General features: G+C 59.5%; 18 protein-coding genes. 13 read left to right on the top strand and 5 right to left on the bottom strand.

Annotated elements, in window-relative coordinates:
- The first annotated feature begins 344 nt into the window (after positions 1 to 344).
- Both LVD08_RS03370 and LVD08_RS03365 read left to right on the top strand, forming a co-directional pair.
- Complete coding sequence (locus LVD08_RS03370; RefSeq protein WP_027612713.1) at positions 345 to 1931, top strand: ABC-F family ATPase; 1587 nt, start codon at positions 345 to 347, stop codon at positions 1929 to 1931.
- 264 nt (positions 1932 to 2195) lie between these two features.
- Entirely contained in the window at positions 2196 to 3383 is a 1188-nt protein-coding gene (locus tag LVD08_RS03365; RefSeq protein WP_098964135.1) for an MFS transporter, read from the top strand.
- A 122-nt stretch (positions 3384 to 3505) separates the two neighbouring features.
- Here LVD08_RS03365 and LVD08_RS03360 read toward each other — a convergent pair whose 3' ends face one another.
- Both LVD08_RS03360 and LVD08_RS03355 read right to left on the bottom strand, forming a co-directional pair.
- A complete protein-coding gene (locus LVD08_RS03360; protein ID WP_027612711.1) occupies positions 3506 to 4543 on the bottom strand; it encodes an alpha/beta hydrolase family protein in 1038 nt (345 codons plus the stop codon).
- 238 nt (positions 4544 to 4781) lie between these two features.
- Positions 4782 to 5393 (bottom strand): FMN-dependent NADH-azoreductase, encoded by a 612-nt coding sequence (locus tag LVD08_RS03355; protein WP_027612710.1) that lies wholly within the window; start codon positions 5391 to 5393, stop codon positions 4782 to 4784.
- 125 nt (positions 5394 to 5518) lie between these two features.
- On the opposite strand from LVD08_RS03355, the gene LVD08_RS03350 reads away from it, so the two are divergent.
- Entirely contained in the window at positions 5519 to 6427 is a 909-nt protein-coding gene (locus tag LVD08_RS03350) for a LysR substrate-binding domain-containing protein (RefSeq protein WP_007964611.1), read from the top strand.
- Positions 6424 to 6783, top strand: coding sequence for an MmcQ/YjbR family DNA-binding protein (locus tag LVD08_RS03345; protein WP_247267395.1), 360 nt, complete (start codon positions 6424 to 6426; stop codon positions 6781 to 6783). Before LVD08_RS03350 ends, LVD08_RS03345 begins: the two co-directional genes overlap by 4 nt.
- A gap of 133 nt (positions 6784 to 6916) precedes the next feature.
- Here the strand turns inward: LVD08_RS03345 and LVD08_RS03340 are convergent, their stop codons facing one another.
- A complete protein-coding gene (locus tag LVD08_RS03340) occupies positions 6917 to 7345 on the bottom strand; it encodes a DUF1294 domain-containing protein (protein ID WP_183780036.1) in 429 nt (142 codons plus the stop codon).
- Positions 7342 to 8172: an undecaprenyl-diphosphate phosphatase gene (locus LVD08_RS03335; RefSeq protein ID WP_027612707.1), complete on the bottom strand. Its 831-nt coding sequence runs from the start codon at positions 8170 to 8172 to the stop codon at positions 7342 to 7344. The genes LVD08_RS03340 and LVD08_RS03335 overlap by 4 nt, the downstream gene beginning before the upstream one ends.
- A gap of 304 nt (positions 8173 to 8476) precedes the next feature.
- On the opposite strand from LVD08_RS03335, the gene LVD08_RS03330 reads away from it, so the two are divergent.
- The 9 genes from LVD08_RS03330 to LVD08_RS03290 all read left to right on the top strand — a co-directional run bounded on the left by LVD08_RS03330 (position 8477) and on the right by LVD08_RS03290 (position 16701).
- Positions 8477 to 10111, top strand: a complete 1635-nt coding sequence (locus LVD08_RS03330; RefSeq protein ID WP_247267394.1) for a methyl-accepting chemotaxis protein — start codon at positions 8477 to 8479, stop codon at positions 10109 to 10111.
- 168 nt (positions 10112 to 10279) lie between these two features.
- A complete protein-coding gene (gene pnuC, locus LVD08_RS03325) occupies positions 10280 to 10843 on the top strand; it encodes a nicotinamide riboside transporter PnuC (RefSeq protein WP_098964140.1) in 564 nt (187 codons plus the stop codon).
- On the top strand, positions 10840 to 11364 hold the full coding sequence (locus LVD08_RS03320; protein WP_098964141.1) for an AAA family ATPase: 525 nt from the start codon (positions 10840 to 10842) through the stop codon (positions 11362 to 11364). The genes pnuC and LVD08_RS03320 overlap by 4 nt, the downstream gene beginning before the upstream one ends.
- Positions 11365 to 11699: 335 nt before the next feature.
- Positions 11700 to 12149: a hypothetical protein gene (locus LVD08_RS03315; protein WP_027612703.1), complete on the top strand. Its 450-nt coding sequence runs from the start codon at positions 11700 to 11702 to the stop codon at positions 12147 to 12149.
- Position 12150: 1 nt separating this feature from the next.
- Positions 12151 to 12723: a hypothetical protein gene (locus LVD08_RS03310; protein ID WP_027612702.1), complete on the top strand. Its 573-nt coding sequence runs from the start codon at positions 12151 to 12153 to the stop codon at positions 12721 to 12723.
- A gap of 73 nt (positions 12724 to 12796) precedes the next feature.
- A complete protein-coding gene (locus tag LVD08_RS03305; RefSeq protein ID WP_007964628.1) occupies positions 12797 to 13798 on the top strand; it encodes a hypothetical protein in 1002 nt (333 codons plus the stop codon).
- 63 nt (positions 13799 to 13861) lie between these two features.
- On the top strand, positions 13862 to 14542 hold the full coding sequence (locus LVD08_RS03300; RefSeq protein WP_007964629.1) for a C39 family peptidase: 681 nt from the start codon (positions 13862 to 13864) through the stop codon (positions 14540 to 14542).
- 44 nt (positions 14543 to 14586) lie between these two features.
- Positions 14587 to 15333: a hypothetical protein gene (locus tag LVD08_RS03295; protein WP_027612700.1), complete on the top strand. Its 747-nt coding sequence runs from the start codon at positions 14587 to 14589 to the stop codon at positions 15331 to 15333.
- A 45-nt stretch (positions 15334 to 15378) separates the two neighbouring features.
- A complete protein-coding gene (locus tag LVD08_RS03290) occupies positions 15379 to 16701 on the top strand; it encodes a transporter (protein WP_096796550.1) in 1323 nt (440 codons plus the stop codon).
- A gap of 86 nt (positions 16702 to 16787) precedes the next feature.
- On the opposite strand, the gene LVD08_RS03285 is transcribed toward LVD08_RS03290, so the two are convergent.
- Positions 16788 to 18113, bottom strand: coding sequence for a sigma-54 dependent transcriptional regulator (locus LVD08_RS03285; RefSeq protein ID WP_097087351.1), 1326 nt, complete (start codon positions 18111 to 18113; stop codon positions 16788 to 16790).
- Between the last annotated feature and the right edge of the window lie 66 nt (positions 18114 to 18179).

Here is an 18179-nt window from a genome sequence, read left to right as displayed (position 1 = left end):
GTTTTGGTTGCTCCCTGGATTGCTCCAAGCGCGGGACAAGCCAGCAGTCCGGGCCGACCTCAGCCTTGCGCGGCAAGGAACACCGTTACGCAACAGCCTTCAGGTTCATTAGCGTCTGCCATACAACTGCCGCATGACTTATGCGACAATGCGCGCAATGTCTGGCATGAATCCCGCCTTTATTGCCCAACAGCCTGGACACCGCGTCCAGAGGCTGCTCTCGACCCATGCCTGCTGGCTGTACGCCAACAGTGACCGGGCCCGGGAAGAAAACGCTCCAAAATGCCCCAGAAATGGCCCAAGCGCCAAATGTGCGGCTCGCAACCCATTGATAGGTAAAGCAATTGATCTCCACAGCTAACATCACGATGCAGTTCGGCGCCAAGCCGCTCTTCGAAAACGTTTCGGTCAAATTCGGCGCGGGTAACCGCTACGGCCTGATCGGCGCCAACGGTTGCGGCAAGTCGACCTTCATGAAAATCCTCGGCGGCGACCTCGATCCGTCCGGCGGTCAGGTCATGCTCGAGCCGAACGTGCGTCTGGGTAAATTGCGCCAGGACCAGTTCGCCTACGAAGAATTCACCGTGATCGATACTGTGATCATGGGGCACGAAGAGCTGTGGAAGGTCAAGGCCGAGCGCGATCGCATCTACTCGCTGGCGGAAATGAGCGAAGAAGACGGCATGGCTGTGGCCGAGCTGGAAACCGAGTTCGCCGAGATGGACGGCTACACCGCCGAATCCCGCGCTGGTGAACTGCTGCTGGGTCTGGGTATTCCGCTGGAACAGCATTTCGGCCCGATGAGCGAAGTCTCGCCAGGCTGGAAACTGCGCGTATTGCTGGCGCAGGCGCTGTTCTCCGATCCGGAAGTGCTGTTGCTCGACGAACCGACCAACCACCTGGACATCAACACCATTCGCTGGCTGGAAAACGTTCTGACCCAGCGTAACAGCCTGATGATCATCATCTCTCACGACCGTCACTTCCTGAACAGCGTGTGCACGCACATGGCTGACCTGGATTACGGCGAGCTGCGCCTGTTCCCGGGCAACTACGACGAGTACATGACCGTGGCGACCCAGTCCCGCGAGCAACTGCTGTCGGACAATGCCAAGAAGAAAGCGCAGATTTCCGAGCTGCAATCGTTCGTCAGCCGCTTCTCGGCCAACGCCTCGAAAGCCAAACAGGCCACTTCCCGCGCCAAGGCGATCGACAAGATCCAGCTGGCCGAGGTCAAGCCGTCCAGCCGCGTCAGCCCGTTCATCCGCTTCGAGCAGAACAAAAAGCTACACCGTCAGGCGGTCATGGTCGAAAAAATGGCCAAAGGCTTCGACGGCAAGCCACTGTTCAAAGACTTCAGCTTCCAGGTTGAAGCGGGCGAGCGCGTAGCGATCATCGGCCCGAACGGTATCGGTAAAACCACCCTGCTGCGTACCCTGGTCAACGAACTGACCCCGGATGCCGGTAGCGTCAAGTGGACCGACGCCGCGGAACTGGGCTACTACGCTCAGGACCATGCGCACGACTTCGAAGACGACGTGACGCTGTTCGACTGGATGGGTCAGTGGACTCAGGGCGAGCAGATGATTCGCGGCACTCTGGGCCGCATGCTGTTCTCCAACGACGAGATCCTCAAGTCGGTCAAAGTGATTTCCGGTGGTGAGCAAGGTCGCATGCTGTTCGGCAAGCTGATCCTGCAAAAGCCGAACGTGCTGATCATGGACGAACCGACCAACCACTTGGACATGGAATCGATCGAGGCGCTGAACCTGGCGCTGGAAAACTACCCGGGCACGCTGATCTTTGTCAGCCACGACCGTGAGTTCGTATCGTCCCTGGCCACGCGCATCATCGAGCTGAGCGCCAACGGCGTGACTGACTTCAGCGGCACTTACGATGACTACCTGCGTAGTCAGGGTGTGGTGTTCTAAATCGCTGCAGGTTTGAAGAATTAGCCCTGTCCTTGTGACAGGGCTTTTTGCATTTCAGGGGCGAAACTATGTTGGTGCGGCTGCCTTCGCGAGCAAGCCCGCTCCCACATTTTGGAATGCAGCCCCCTGTGGGAGTGAGCCTGCTCGCGATGAGGCCATCGGCAACAATCGGAATAGCCAGGAAAAATAGTTAGTCTGCTTCCTTTTATTTCAGCGCCCAGCCATGATGCCGACTCTCCCACCGCCGCCCGCGAACGAGTCCACATGTCTGCGCAGCAACCGCCTCCGCAAAGCTCCCTGGCGATCACCCTGCAGATCGTCTCCATCGTGTTCTACACCTTTGTCGCCTTCCTGTGCATCGGCCTGCCGATCGCGGTGCTGCCCGGTTATGTGCATGAGCAGCTGGGTTTCAGCGCCATTATTGCCGGGCTGGTGATCGGCTCGCAGTATCTGGCCACCCTGCTCAGTCGGCCGATGGCCGGGCGCATGTCGGATACGCTGGGCACCAAACGGGCGATTGTTTTTGGCTTGTCGGGGATTGTGCTCAGCGGGCTGCTGACGCTGATCTCAACGCTATTGCAGGACTTCCCGATGCCGAGCCTGATCATTCTGATCGTCGGGCGCCTGCTGCTCGGCGTGGCACAGGGCTTGATCGGCGTCGGTACCATCAGTTGGTGCATGGGCCAGGTCGGCGTCGAACACACGGCGAGGTCGATCGGCTGGAACGGTATTGCCTCCTATGGCGCAATAGCGATTGGCGCGCCACTGGGCGTGGTCATGGTCGCCGATTACGGCTTTGCCAGCCTGGGCATCGCTCTGTCGATATTGGCCGCGGGCGCCCTGGTGTTGATCCGCAATAAGCCTTCGGTGCCGGTGGTGCGCGGCGAACGGCTGCCTTTTTGGGCGGTGTTCGGGCGGATTGCACCGTATGGGGCCAGTTTGACTCTGGCGTCGATCGGCTACGGCACGCTGACCACCTTCATCACCCTTTATTACCTCAACCGTGGCTGGAGCGGCGCGGCGTATTGCCTGACGGTGTTCGGTGTATGTTTCATCCTGTCGCGGCTGCTGTTCATTTCGGCGATCAGCCGCTTTGGCGGTTTCAATTCGGCGATCGCCTGCATGAGCATCGAGACCGTCGGCCTGGTGTTGTTGTGGCTGGCGCCCTCTACCGCGTTCGCTTTGATCGGCGCGGGACTGGCGGGATTTGGCTTGTCGCTGGTGTATCCGGCGCTGGGGGTCGAGGCGATCAAGCAGGTGCCCAGTTCCAGCCGTGGCTCGGGGTTGGGGGCTTACGCGGTGTTCTTTGATCTGGCGCTGGCGATTGCCGGGCCATTGATGGGCGCGGTGGCGTTGAATCTGGGGTATGCGTGGATTTTCTTCAGTGCGGCGCTGTTGTCAGTGATCGGGCTGGGGTTGACCTTGGTACTCAAGCGCCACTCGACATCCTGAAATTTCGTACAAATCACTGTGGGAGCGGGCTTGCTCGCGAAGGCGGTGGGTCAGTCAAAATATAGAGTGACTGATCTATCGCATTCGCGAGCAAGCCCGCTCCCACAGGGGGATTGAGTCGTTTATTGATCCGCGGTCTGCATCCCCGCCCGGCTCGGCTTGCCGAGCGTGCGCGAGAAGAACTGCCCGGCCTCGGAAATCAGGTTGCGGTGAATATCTTCGCGATCCACGCCGTCGGCGTCGGTGCACAGGGCCGGCATGGCGCGGATCTGCTCTTCGTTGCACGGCGCCATGAATACGAAGTGCCCTGCCCCGGCCAATAACTTGAAGTCCGGCGCGGTCGGCAGTTTGCGCGCCAGAGCCGCGGCGTTTTTGTCGAAGGCCACCAGTTTGTCGCCATCGCCGCTGTACAGCAGCACCGGCACATGCACGTCCGCCAGGGTGCTACGGCCGAATTTCAGGCTCAGCGGCGCCATCAGCAGCAAGGCATGCACGCGCGAATCGGCCACTGGCTGCAAATCGTCGCGGTCGACGATCAGTTCACCCTGGGTGTTGCAGGCATCATGGTCGTCAGGGCGTTCCTGGCAGTAGCGGCGCAGACGATCCAGATCCGGCTGCGCGCCGGAGAGAATCAACGCGGTTTCGCCACCGGCCGAATAACCAATGACCCCGACCTGATCAGCGTTGACGAACGGCGAGAGCATCGGGTCGCCGAGGGTCGCGGTGATCGCTTCGGAAATCTGGATCGGCCGCCCATACAGATTGCTCAGAGTGCCGAGGCGGCTGTGGTCTTTGGAGTTGTCGCCGGGATGAATCACCGCGACCACCACAAAGCCCTTGCGTGCCAGCGAGGTGGCGAGGTCATGCAGCGCCAGCGGCGTTCCGGTGTTGCCGTGAGACAGCATCAGCATCGGAAAACGACCGATGGCCACCTTGGTGTCAGCGCCGGCCTCGACGGTGTAACCCTCAAGCAGGCTGCTATGTTCGCGGTCGCTGGAAGGATAGAAGGCGATGGCGCGCATCGGTTGCAGATCCAGCGGATCGAGGAATGTCATTTCGTGGTAACCGACACTCCAGACAGGGTGTCGCCCGGGCGCGGCATGCACTGAACCGAGGCTGCCGAGCAGGCAAATCAGTAACGTTGCACAAAGACGCATCATGGGATGGCCCACCCTGTGTTACTCAATCGAAAGATCCTTTGTGTTCCGACACGCCCCAAACCCCGAGGTTCGGAGATCCGGCGCAGCGGTGCACTCAGACGTTGATCGTTTGACTGCATAACCCGGGCCAGATTATGCAACAGTCAGAAACAAAAAACTCCGCATCTGGCCCTTGCAGAACCAGAATATAGAGTTTTTTGAGGCGCTACCTGAACGGCAGCTGGTCTTTACGCAATGCTTACGCGGCGGCAAACAATTGCTCGCTGATCTTCGCCTGAGCAGCGCTCATCGCGTTGTTGCGCACTTCATCACCGTAGGCCAGACCTTCGGCACGGACGATTTCGATGTCGGTGATGCCGAGGAAGCCCAGTACCAGCTTCAGATATTCCTCGTGAGCGATGCCGCTCGCCTGGCCGGCATGGATGCCGCCGGAGGTAGAGACGATCACCACTTTCTTGCCACCGCACAGGCCTTCAGGGCCGGCTTCGGTGTAGCGGAAAGTCTGGCCGGCAACGGCGACGCGGTCGATCCAGGCCTTGAGCTGGGTCGGCACGGTGAAGTTGTACATCGGCGCGGCGATGACGATGGCGTCGGCAGCGATGAATTCAGCCAGGGTCGAAGCGCTCAGTTCGGCTTCGTGCTGTTGGGCGGCGTCGCGCAGTTCAGCGGTGGTACCGGCAGCCACCAGGGTGGTCGACGAGAAGTGACTGATGGCGTCGGCGGCCAGGTCACGGTAGGTGACCACGGCAGTTGGCTCGGCGGCTTGCCAGGCTTTGACGACTTGGCTGCTCAACTGACGGGAAGCGGAGTTGTCGCCCAGAATGCTCGAATCGATGTGCAGCAGTTTCATGTGGAATCTCCTGTAAAGAATCGCCGGCGGCGACGGAATGGAGACAATCCTACGGAAGAAACCAATAGCTGATTAGCCGCCGACAATGCGATAGTTCGTCCCACTGATAGAACGGTGGACTTTTCATGCAGGATCTCAATGATCTCTACTATTTCGCCAAGGTGGTCGAGGCCGGTGGCTTCGCCGCAGCCGGGCGTTTGCTGGGCATTCCCAAGTCCCGCCTGTCACGACGCATCGCCGAACTCGAAGAGCGCCTCGGCGCCCGTCTGCTGCAACGCACCACGCGCCAGTTGAACCTGACCGCGGTTGGCGAGCGCTACTTGCGTCACTGTCAGGCGATGTTGCTGGAAGCGGAGATGGCCGACGAAGCGGTCGCCAGCATGTCCAGCGAGCCACGTGGCCGCCTGCGCGTATCCTGTCCTACCGGTCTGGCGCGGGAAATGTTGCCGTGGGTGATCAGCGAATTCCTCGGCAAATTCCCTCAGGTGCAACTGGAGGTCGTGCTGCTCAATCGCCGGGTGGATCTGGTCGCCGAAGGCTTCGACGTGGCCCTGCGTGTACGCGAGTTGGGCGATGAAGATCCGTTGCTGGTCACCCGGCGTCTGCGCCAGGCGCAAATGGTCGTGGTGGCCAGCCCGGCCTTTGTCGAAGGCAAAACCATCACTCATCCGCAGGACTTGAAGAACCTGCCGGTGCTCGGCGCGCTGGAGGCCGATCGCATGGTGCATGTGCGCTTGCTGGATGAGCAAGGCAACAGCGTCGAACTGAACATGGAGGCGCGGTTGGGCATCGATGATTTCATCGTGCGCAAGGCCTGTGTGCTGGCCGGCCAAGGTTTCACTCTGCTGCCGATGATGTATTGCGAAGCCGACCTTGAGAGCGGCGCGCTGGTGCAACTGTTGCCCGAGTGGTCGTTGCCCGGCGGCTGGTTGCAGGCGGTGTATCCGCATCGACGCGGGGTGATGCCGGCGGTGCGGGCATGGATCGATCATCTGGTCGAATCGTTCAATGCGTGCGGGGAGCGGTTGTTATGAAACAGGGAAAGATGAACGAAGCGGATGTCGCCGCCTTCTGCCTGGCCTTGCCGGGCGCGCGGGAGGATTACAAATGGGGCGGCGTGCGGGTGTTCTCGATTGCCGGCAACAAGATGTTTGCCCTGCAAGGGCTGCGCGGGGACTCACTGGCGTTCAAGGTCGACAAGGACCTGTTTCTCGGCCATTGCGACCGCCCGCGTATTCACCCTGCGCCTTATCTGGCGCGGGCGCAGTGGATCATCATGCACCCGCCCTACCCGCTGGGTGCCGAGGAGCTGCAGGGATTACTGACGCGTTCGCATCAATTGGTGGTAGGCAAATTGCCCAAAAAAACCCAAATCGGATTGTTGCTCTAGCTTTTTGATTTTGGTGGGAGCGGGCTTGCTCGCGAAAGCGGTGTGTCAGACAACATATTCGTCCATTGGCACACCGCTTTCGTCGGAACGCCGCCCGGAGCAAGCCCGCTCCCACATGGGTCATGTGTGAAGCTTAAATATGTGACAGCAGGTTCGAACCGAGAAACAACTGATCGATCCAGAACACCTGATGCAGCGCCACAATCACCCAGAACAGAATCTGAAACGACACCTTGCGCGTCTTGTGCCGGAATACCTGTTGGGCGATCAGCGCGCCGGGCCAGCCGCCAGCCAGTTCCAGCGCGTGCAGGATGTTCTCCGGTGTGCGCCACGCATCGGCGCGGGCCTTGCGCTTGTCTGCCCAGTACATGAAAAACGCCAGCACGCTGACCGCGCCATAAGCGGTCAACGGCACCAGCGAGATGCCGCGCAGCCACATCGACAGCGAGCCGAACAGCGGCAGCGCGCAGACGATCAGCAGCACCGCCAGTTTCAGTTTCAGATGCTGAATGCCGCCACCGGACGGTCGTCCATCCGGGCGGCGCGCGCGGGAATCACTCATGGTTTCGCCGCCGACCAATCCACCCAGCCGAACTGCCAGGTCGCCAGAATCACCAGACCGAAAACAATCCGGTACCAGGCGAATGCCGCGTAGCTGTGGCTGGCGATGAACTTGAGCAGACCGCGCACGGCGATCATGGCGAAGATGAACGCGGTGATGAAACCGATGGCGAACACCGGGAAGTCCGCCGGCACAAACAGATGGCGATACTTGTAACCGGAGTACACCGCCGCACCGACCATGGTTGGCATGGCCAGGAAGAACGAGAACTCGGTCGCAGTCTTGCGCGACAGGCCAAACAGCAGGCCGCCGATGATCGTCGAGCCCGAACGCGAGGTACCGGGGATCATCGCCAGACACTGCGCGAAACCGACTTTCAGCGCGTCCTTCCAGGTGATCTCGTCCACGGTTTCGGCGTGCACTTCATGTTGCCGACGCTCGGCCCACAGCATGATCACACCGCCCACCACCAGCGCGGTTGCGACAGTGATCGGATTGAACAGGTATTGGTGAATAAGGTCGGCGAAAATCACCCCCAGCACCACCGCCGGCAGAAACGCGATCAGCAGGTTGGCGGTAAAACGCCGCGCACTCGGCTGGGTCGGCAAGCCGATCACCACGTCGAGAATCTTGCGACGAAACTCCCAGACCACCGCGAGGATCGCGCCGAGCTGAATAATGATGTTGAACGCCATGGCCCGTTCGCCGCCGAAGTCGAGCAAGTCGGCAACAATGATCTGGTGTCCGGTACTGGAAATGGGCAAAAACTCCGTCAGCCCCTCTACAACTCCAAGAATCAGTGCCTGCAAGGCGGTCCAAAGATCCATCAGTCCCCCAAAGAGCGATGCACAACGGCATGCCCCGATAGTATTTTTTTACGTTCACTGCGATCAACGTAGCTGTTTGTAGCTGTACCGATTCCGCGCACACAGCATCCACACGAAACGGTCAAAATTCCGTGAAATATCAATTTGGATTCAGGTTTTCACGCGCGGGGCCGAAATCCTAACAGACAAGCCTTAATAGTGCTGCGGCGTTATTCGACTTGGGTCGCGTATGCCTGACCACCCAAATGTGGTTGGATGCTGGCGTTGATTTATTACAAGAAAAAGAAATCGGAGTGACAGCGTTATGAACAGCTTGCGCAGTGTGTCGATCAGCCGACGCTTGTGGCTCATTTTGATTGTGGCGGTGGTCATGTTGTTGACCTTGGGCGTGTTGATGCTCAAGCAGATCCACGATGACCTGTACCACGCCAAGGCGCAGAAAACCCAGCATGTGGTGCAGACCGCCAGCGGCCTGCTGACCTATTACCACGACCTGGAAACCGCCGGCACCCTGACCCGCGACGCCGCGCAGAAACAGGCGTTGACCGCGATTCGTGGCCTACGCTACGACCAGAGCGATTACTTTTGGATCAACGACCTCACCCCCGTGATGGTCATGCACCCGACCAACCCCAAACTCGAAGGCCAGAACCTTTCAGCGATCCGCGACCCAGACGGTTTCGCGGTGTTCAACGAGATGGTCGCGATCGCCAAAAGCAAAGGCGCGGGCATGGTCGATTACCGCTGGCCCAAGCCCGGTGCCAGCGAACCGGTGGCGAAAACCTCCTATGTAAAATTGTTCGAGCCGTGGGGCTGGGTGCTCGGTTCGGGCGTTTACGTCGATGATGTGCAGAGCGAGTTCCGGGGGCAGTTAATCAAGGCTTCGGTGATTGGTTTGGTGATCGCCGTGATCATGGCCCTGCTGGTGATTTTGATTGCCCGCAGCATCGTCCGTCCGTTGCAGGAAACCGTGAACGCCATGGCCAACATCGCCAGCGGCGAGAGCGACCTGACCCGTAGCCTCGACACCCACGGTCAGGACGAAGTCACGCAACTGGCGCATCACTTCAACGCCTTCACCGCCAAGTTGCGCCGGGTCATCGGTGACCTGCAGGTTTCGGCCAGTGCGCTGGGTCAGTCGTCCAGTGAACTGGGCAACGATGCGACTCAGGCCCAGCAGCGCAGCCAACAGCAATCGCAGCAGATGGAACTGGTCGCAACCGCAATCAACGAAGTGACCTACGGCGTGCAGGATGTGGCGAAGAACGCCGAACATGCTGCCGCTGAAATGCGCGATGCCGAAGCTCAGGCGCAGCAGGGCCAGATCAACATCGACGGCAGTCTGCAACAGATCGACAAGTTGTCCGGAACCATTGACCAAGCGGTCGAAGTGATTCGCACCCTGGCGGCCGAAAGTACGCAGATCGGCAGTGTGCTGGAGGTGATCCGCTCGATTGCCGAGCAGACCAACCTGCTGGCGCTCAACGCGGCCATCGAAGCGGCCCGCGCCGGGGAACAGGGCCGGGGCTTTGCGGTGGTGGCTGATGAAGTACGGTTGCTGGCGCAGCGCACGCAAAAGTCGACGGCGGAAATCCAGAGCATGATCGAACGCCTGCAGAATCATTCCGAAGCGGCGGTGAAAGTCATTGGCGACAGCAGCAAGGCCTCGCAACTGACCATCGAACAGGCGGGATTGGCCGGCGCGAGCCTGAATGCCATCGGCCAGGCCCTGCGCAATCTCAACGGCCTGAATGCCTCGATTGCCAGCGCCACACTGCAACAGGCGCATGTGGTCGAGGACATCAACCAGAACGTCACACAGGCGGCCGGTCTGTCTCACAGCACGGCGCTGGCGGCCGAGCAGTCGAGTGCGGCGAGCGTCAAGCTTGGGCAGTTGAGTGAACAGCTGAACCAGTTGCTGCGCCAGTTCCGCGTCTGACCCCTCACCCTTGTGGGAGCGAGCCTGCTCGCGAAGGCTTAATGTCAGTCAACATCTGCGTTGCTGACATACCGCTTTCGCGAGCAGGCTCGCTCCCACAGGGTTATTCGTCATTCAAGGTTTTTGGGTACAATTGCGCCCCTTCTTGCACTCCCCCAAGGAACCCCCATGTCCGGGCTTGAACTGTTTGCCGCCGCCCTCGGTGTGATCGCCGTCTGGCTGACGGTCAAACAGAATCCGTGGTGCTGGCCGATCGGCCTGGTCATGGTGTTGCTGTACAGCTGGATTTTCTATGACGTGAAGCTGTACTCGGACATGTTGCTGCAAGTGATTTACGCCGCGCTGCAAGTCTACGGCTGGTGGCAATGGACCCGCGCCGGGACGATGCATGACGGCCGTGAAGTCACGCGCCTGGATCAGCGCTCGATCCTGCTCGGTCTGAGCGTAGGCGCCCTCGGCAGCCTGCTGCTGGGTGCGGCCATGGCGCACTGGACCGACGCGGCGCAGCCGTGGCTCGATGCCGCGCTGACGGCGTTCAGTCTGGTTGCGCAATTGTGGATGGCGCAGAAACGCCTGCAATGCTGGGCGCTGTGGTTCGTGCTGGACGTGATTTTCGTTGGTCTGTTCCTGTACAAGGGTCTGTACCTCACCGCCGCGCTGTATGCCCTGTTCACCCTGATTGCTGTGCAAGGCTGGCGCGAATGGCGCGCCGATCCGGCGTTGCAGCGATGAAGGTAGTTGTCCTCACCGGCCCGGAATCCACGGGCAAGAGCTGGCTGGCCGCTGGCCTTCAGGCGCGCTTCGGCGGCCTGCGGGTGGACGAATACGTGCGCTGGTTCATCGAGCAGAATCCACGCGATACCTGCCTCAACGACATCCCCAACATCGCGCGTGGGCAGCTGCAATGGGAAGATCAGGCGCGGGCGCAGCAACCGCAATTGCTGATTCTCGATACCCATTTGCTGAGCAACATCCTCTGGAGCCAGACCCTGTTTGGCGACTGCCCGGCGTGGCTGGAACCCGAGCTGCTGGCCCGGCATTACGACCTGCATCTGCTGTTGTCGCCGGAGCAGATCGACTGGACCGACGACGGCCAACGCTGCCAGCCGCAACTCAGCGAACGCATGGCGTTCTTTCAGGCCACTCGCGACTGGCTGGAACAACAACGGCAACCGCTGCAGATCATTCAGGGCGATTGGGATGAGCGGCGGTCTCAGGCTTTCGAAGCCGTGGCGCGTTTAATGGCTGATTGACCTGGCAAACAGCTCCTTTCGGAGCCCAAGTGTCCATTCTTGAAACACCCGACCCCGCGCAAAGCAGCCGTTTAAATGGCCTTCATCATTCTGAAAGGGTATCTGTTACGCCGGTGAAACAGTCCCCGGCAAACCCTTGTTCCAGAGCTTTGCACCGCCCCTGCCCCCGCCGCTGTCGGCGTGACTGTTTCAGCGCTGAAACAGGTTATGTATCAAGATTGCGTGCCGCAGCGCCAACCCGTTGAAAACAATAGACAACTCAAAAGCGGCACAGCTTTCGCTCTCTCCTTCCCAACGCTGACAAGAGCCAGCCCACTGAAGAAGGAATTGCCGCCGTGGGGAATATCAATAAAGGCCTGACCTGCCTTCTGCTGATTGGATCAGCCGCCAGCACATTCATCAGTTTCAACGTTCAGGCCGAAGGCAATGGCGTGATCGTTCTCAACCGCGACGTTCAGCCCATTCCTATCGGGCGCAGCGGTGGCAAAGACCCCTACCCAACCACGGTCAATGCCAACCCTTCGGCTCGCATCAATCAGGCGATGACCAGCACCGAGCTCAATGACGGTGAATTTGCCAGTGTAGCCAGTGGCGCTTCGATTCGCGGCAATATCACCACGCCCACCGCCAACATGCCTGGCATGAACACCCTGACCAATCCCAACGGCCTGCCCGGCATGGGCGGCGGTCACGGCGGTGGCGCGGGCGGCTCGATTTCCAACACCGTCAACCGTGCGATGAGTTCCGGTCTTGCTCCGCTGACCCGCATGGCCGGAGGGCAATGAGATGAATCGTTCTCTTCTTTTACTTGCCCTTTTCGGCTGCGTCCAGGCGCTGGCCGCCCCCGACTCGGTCAATAACGCGAACATTCAGGACACCGGCGTCCAGTACCGCGGCAACTACAACGTCAACCAGGCTGCTGGCGACCAGATGCAACAAACCAATACCAAAGCCATCGCCATTGGTACCTCGGCCAGTGCTACCACCAACGTCCGGCAGCACATCGATACACCGGCCAACCCTTCAACGAACGCCAGCGCCACCATTGGCGGCAACTCTTTCAGTAATGGCAACGGAATCCTGGGCGTGAACCAGGGCGCCGGGGCCAACAACCAGATGGCCAACGTGACGCGCGTCAGCATCAGTGCTGCCCCGCAAAGCGTTGACGACAGCGCCCTGTCGCAACAGAACGTGGCGCTTTTACCGAGCTCAGGAGCAACTGGCACCTCACCCGGCAGTCGCCAGGTCACGACAAGTGATCAGGCCTTCACCGGCAGCCGAGGGGTGATTCAGGTGAACCAGAGTGCCGGGGTGGGGAACCGTATGGCTAACACCCTGAGCATCCGGGTCGCTGACTGACCCAAACAACAAAAGCAGTGCAATTAGAAAGTACCAACACTTAACCAACTAATAAGCACGATGGAGAAACACCATGAAACCTACAATGGCTCTCAAACCACTGGTTTTCGCACTTGCAGCAGTAATGGCAATGGCGGCTCAGGCAGGCGGCAATGATCATGGTAACGGGCACGGCAATGGCCATGGCAACCATGAACCCAAAGGCCCTACCCTGGAACAACTTCTGCAAATCGGAGCCGGCGCCGGGGCTGCCGTACTCGACACGCAGAACAGCGATGGCAACCTGGTGGGCAACCAAGGCACCAAAAACGATGCCAACGTCAATAACTCGGCCAATGGCACCAACGGCAACGTCGGCATGAACAACACCGCCGGCGATGGCAACCAGCAAGACAACGCTGCTGCACTGGCGACTGCCGACGAAAGCTTTATCTTCGGCAGCGCGGTATCGGTCTCCAGCGCCACTCAGGTCAACAACAACAACGCGGTTGCCAACTACTCGACAACCAACAACGCCAACCTCAACAACGTGGGTAACGGCGGTTCCGGCAACATTGGCGTGAACAACAGTGCCGGCAACTTCAACCAACAGAAAAACAACCTGGCTATTGCTGTATCGGGTGGTCGTGTAGCTAACGCTGCTGCTGCTGCGAACCAAAGCTCCACTGGCCTGACTGTGTCCAATAACGGCACTCAAACCTACAAAAAAGATACCCTCACCGGCACCGTGGCCGCCGTCGGCGCGTTCGCTGCCGTTGGCAAGGCTACCATCGAAGGTGATAAAGGCCACGGCGGTGGCGGCTATGGCGACAACGATCGCGGCCATGGCGGTAACGGCGGCAGCAAAGATCAGAAAGCCACCTTCGAAGCTGTCGGTGTCTTCGGCCTGGCTGGCGTCACCACTCAACAAGTGCTGACCCCTGATGGCTGGAAAAACCCTGTGACCAACAACGCGAACATCTCGAACGTTGGTAACAACTTCTCCGGTAACGCTGGTTACAACAACGCCGCCGGTGTTGGCAACCAACAAAGCAACTCGCTGTCCATCGCTGCAGGTTGCAAAGCCTGCATGTAATCGCGATCGAAACGAAAGCCCCGGAAACGGGGCTTTTCCTCAGTCCGCAAAGGCGTATCGATCATGCGTAAGACTGCCTTTATCGCCCTGCTTTGCCTGTCCGGCCTGACCCAGGCTGCCCAGATGCCCGTCGCTGCCCTGCCCGGCGGCGTACTCGTCTACAAGAACGTGCAAAGCATTCGTGAACGCAAGTTTGCCGACATCGTCGAACAAAAAACCGATTTCAGCTGCGGCGCCGCCGCGCTGGCCACGGTACTGCGCCAGGCTTATTGGCTCGACGTCGATGAAGAGCACATCATCAAAGGCATGCTGGTCAACGCTGACCAGGACCTTGTTCGTACTCAAGGTTTCTCCATGCTGGACATGAAACGCTACATAGAAAGCATCGGCATGCGCGCCAGGGGCTACAAGATTCCACCGGAAAAACTCGACGACGTAACAATCCCGGTGGTGGTACTGATGGAAATTCGCGGCTACAAGCATTTCGTGGTGCTGCAGCGTTCGGACAAGGATTGGGTTTATATCGGAGATCCCGTCTTAGGCCATAAACGCTACGCCCATGATGACTTTGTCAAAGGTTGGAACGGCATCGTCTTCGCCATCGTCGGCCCCGGTTATGACAAAACCAATGCATTGCGCATGCCGCCGACCCCGCTGACCGCGAAGAACAAGCTGGATAACTTCAACCCTGTCAGAGATGCCGAATTGATGGACTTCGGGTTCATACAGAGCGACTTCTTTTAATCGCCGATTATAAAGAATGGGGCTGGATGTCCCGGGAGCAGCAGATGAAAACCTCATACTGGCTGGCCGCCGCCTGCCTGGCAGCGAGCGCGTCAGGCTATGCCAATGCAGGATTCAAACCCATCGAAGTTCAGGATCAGGAGCTGTCCCAGCTTCGTGGTCGTTACGTCATGCCGGGGCGGATCATCAGCTTCGGCATTGTCATGAGCAGTACCTGGCGCAACGCCAGCGGTGATCTGATCGGCGCTGCGACGTCGATGCAAATCCAGGCCGCCACGATCAAACCGGAATTCTATGTCTCGACCATCAAGGAACAGGGCAACGGCAGCACCCCGACGCCGGGCACTGGCAATGTCATTGGTGGCGCGGCACTCAACAGCAGCCAGGGCGTGACCCAAAGCGTACGCGCCGCCGGCGACGGCAACACCGCCAGCAACAATGTGGCCATCAATGTAAAAGAAGCCAACACCCCTCCTCCGCTGGCCCCCGCACAAGGCCAGGCGCTGATGGCCGGGCAGACCATCGGCGCCAGCAATGCCGCCGGCAGTGTCGCCGTTTCGGCCACCAACAGTGGCGTGCAAATGGCCATTCAGGCCTCGGGCAATCAAGGCACCGCCCTGCAACAAGTGGCCCAGGGTGGCCTGCTGCAGAACACCCGCTTGCTCGGCAGCGCCAACGTGGTCAACAACATGACCCAACTCAATGTTGTGCTTAACAATAACGGCATCAGCCCCGGCGCACTGGACTGCAACCTGACTCAACTCAGGGCACTACGCAATATCGGATATTGAACTACGCTGAGTCTCGATCATTGGGCTTAAAGGGACGGCTTATTCATGTATCGATCAGTATCACTGCGTGCCGCTGTATGTCTGAGTACTCTTCTACCCGCGGCGATGCTGCAAGCAGCACCCGACGCAGATGTGGAGACCCTGAAACAGGAACTTCTGGAGCTGAAGCAACGATACGAAGTACAACAAAAGGCCCTGGCGGTGCTCGAACAACGGGTCCGTCAGGTTGAGGATCAACCGGCAGCCCCGCAACCCAAACGCCTGGCCAAGTCGCCGTCTGACATGAAAGGCAATCCAAAAGTCGCTACCAGTACCGGAGCGCCGGGTACCGGTGCCGCAGCAGCGTCGGGGGGCGCGGCCGGGGGTAGTGGCGCTTCTTACGGCCAATCGCTGGCCGACGACTCGCAACCGGCCCAGAGTGTGTCCAACCTCTACGACGAGGCCAGCGGCTTCTTCGGCGGCGGCAAATTCAGCTTTGAAACCGGTGTGACCTACTCGCGTTACGACACCCGGCAACTGATCCTCAACGGCTTCCTCGCGCTGGACTCGATCTTTCTCGGCAACATCAACCTCGACCGGATCAAGGCCGACACCTGGACGCTGGACCTGACCGGGCGCTACAACTTCGACAACCGCTGGCAGTTCGACGTGAACGTGCCGGTGGTTTACCGCGAATCGACCTACCAGTCCGGCGGCGGCAACGGTGGTGCATCAAACGTCACGACGGAACAGGATGTTTCGCGTGATCCAACCCTCGGCGACGTCAACTTCGGTATTGCCTACAAGTTCCTCGACGAGTCGGTCAACACGCCGGACGCCGTGGTCACCCTGCGGGTCAAGGCGCCAACCGGCAAGGATCCGTTCGGCATCAAACTGCGCCAGACCGACGCCAACTCCAACCTGTTCGTGCCTGACACGCTGCCAACCGGTAACGGTGTCTGGTCGATCACACCCGGGGTTTCGCTGGTCAAGACGTTCGACCCAGCGGTGCTGTTCGGCAGCCTCTCCTACACCCACAACCTGGAAGAGTCGTTCGACGACATCAGTTCGACCGTCAACCAGAAAAACCCGGGCAAGGTAAAGATTGGCGACAGCTTCCAGATCGGCGCCGGTATTGCGTTCGCTCTGAACGAAAAGATGAGTATGTCGTTCTCGGTGTCTGACCTGGTACAGCGCAAGAGCAAGCTGAAACAGGATGGCGGTGATTGGCAATCGGTGGTGTCCAGTGATGCCAACGCCGGTTATTTCAACGTCGGCATGACCATTGCCGCCACGGATAACCTGACCATCGTGCCCAACCTGTCGATCGGCATGACCGACGATGCCCCGGACTTCTCCTTCAGCCTGAAATTCCCGTACTACTTCTAAAGCACAAGATCGCAGCCTGCGGCAGCTCCTACAGAGGTAATCCCTGTAGAAGCTGCCGCAGGCTGCGATCTTTTCAGCTTTGGTCTCTAGCGAATCTGATGCTTGTGCAGCAGGCGATAAAACGTCGGCCGCGACACGCCCAGCACTTTCGCCGCCACACTCAGGTTGTCGCTGTGACGGTTCAATACATCGCACAGCGCCTGGCGTTCAGCGCGCGTCTTGTAGTCTTCCAGCGTACCCATCGGCGTCGAAATCGTGTGCTGGCTGAGCAATCCCAGATCCCGGGCTTCGATCTGTCGGCCTTCTGCCAACACCAGACCCCGTCGCACGCGGTTGGCCAGTTCCCGCACATTGCCCGGCCAATCATGCTTACCCATGGCGATCAACGCATCCTCACTGAAGCTGCGCGGGCGGCGGCCGGTTTCGTGGCTATAGAAGTGCGAGAAATGGTTGGCCAGCATCGACAGATCACCGTGGCGCTCGCGCAATGGCGCAGTTATCACTTGCAGCACATTGAGGCGGTAATACAGGTCTTCGCGAAAACGCTTTTTCTCGATCGCCGCTTCGAGGTCGACGTGGGTGGCCGCCAGCACGCGAACATCCACCGGGATCGGCTGGCTGCCACCCACGCGCTCGATGTGTTTCTCCTGCAGAAAACGCAGCAGATTGGCCTGCAATTCCAGCGGCAGATCACCGATTTCATCGAGAAACAGCGTGCCACCATTCGCAGCCTCGATGCGCCCGACCTTGCGCTGATGCGCACCGGTGAACGCACCTTTTTCGTGGCCGAACAGTTCGGATTGAATCAAGTGTTCGGGAATCGCCCCGCAATTGATCGCCACAAACGGCTTGCTGTGGCGCTGGGACTGGCGGTGCAGCGTGCGCGCCACCAGTTCTTTACCGGTGCCACTTTCACCGCGGATCAGCACCGGGGATTCGGTCGGCGCCAGTTTGCTCAATAACTTGCGCAGCTCACGGATCGGCTTGCTGTCGCCGAGTAACTCGTGTTCAGGCTGGTCGACGTGAATCGTGCCTTGCCCGCGCAGACGTGCCATGCCGAATGCGCGCCCCAGGGTCACCTGGACCCGCGAGACATCGAACGGCAAGGTATGAAAATCGAAAAACCATTCGCAAACGAAGTCACCCACGTTCTGCAACCGCAGGACTTCCTGGTTCAACACCGCGATCCACTCGGTGCCGCTGCGGCTGATCAGTTCCTTGACCGCTTCGGGACGTTCAAGGTGAAAAGGTTGCAGCCGCAGCAGCCCGACATCGCATGTCCGATCGGCGGCATTTTCCAGGCTACAACTGTCGACATCCCAGCCCACCGAGCGCAAACCAGGTAATAACCGGTGACAGTCGTCGCACGGGTCGACCACCAATAAACGTCGTAACGCAGGCGCTTCGATCATGACTGTTCCTTGGCGCCAAATTTAAGGAAATTATTGTAAAAACAGTCATTTGGCAGACCCGACTGT

Origin of the sequence: Pseudomonas sp. YL2, from assembly GCF_023063025.1 — a bacterium.
GTDB lineage: Bacteria > Pseudomonadota > Gammaproteobacteria > Pseudomonadales > Pseudomonadaceae > Aquipseudomonas > Aquipseudomonas putida_A.
Note: the sequence above shows the minus strand (reverse complement) of the source record. Positions and strands in the feature narration are given on the sequence as shown.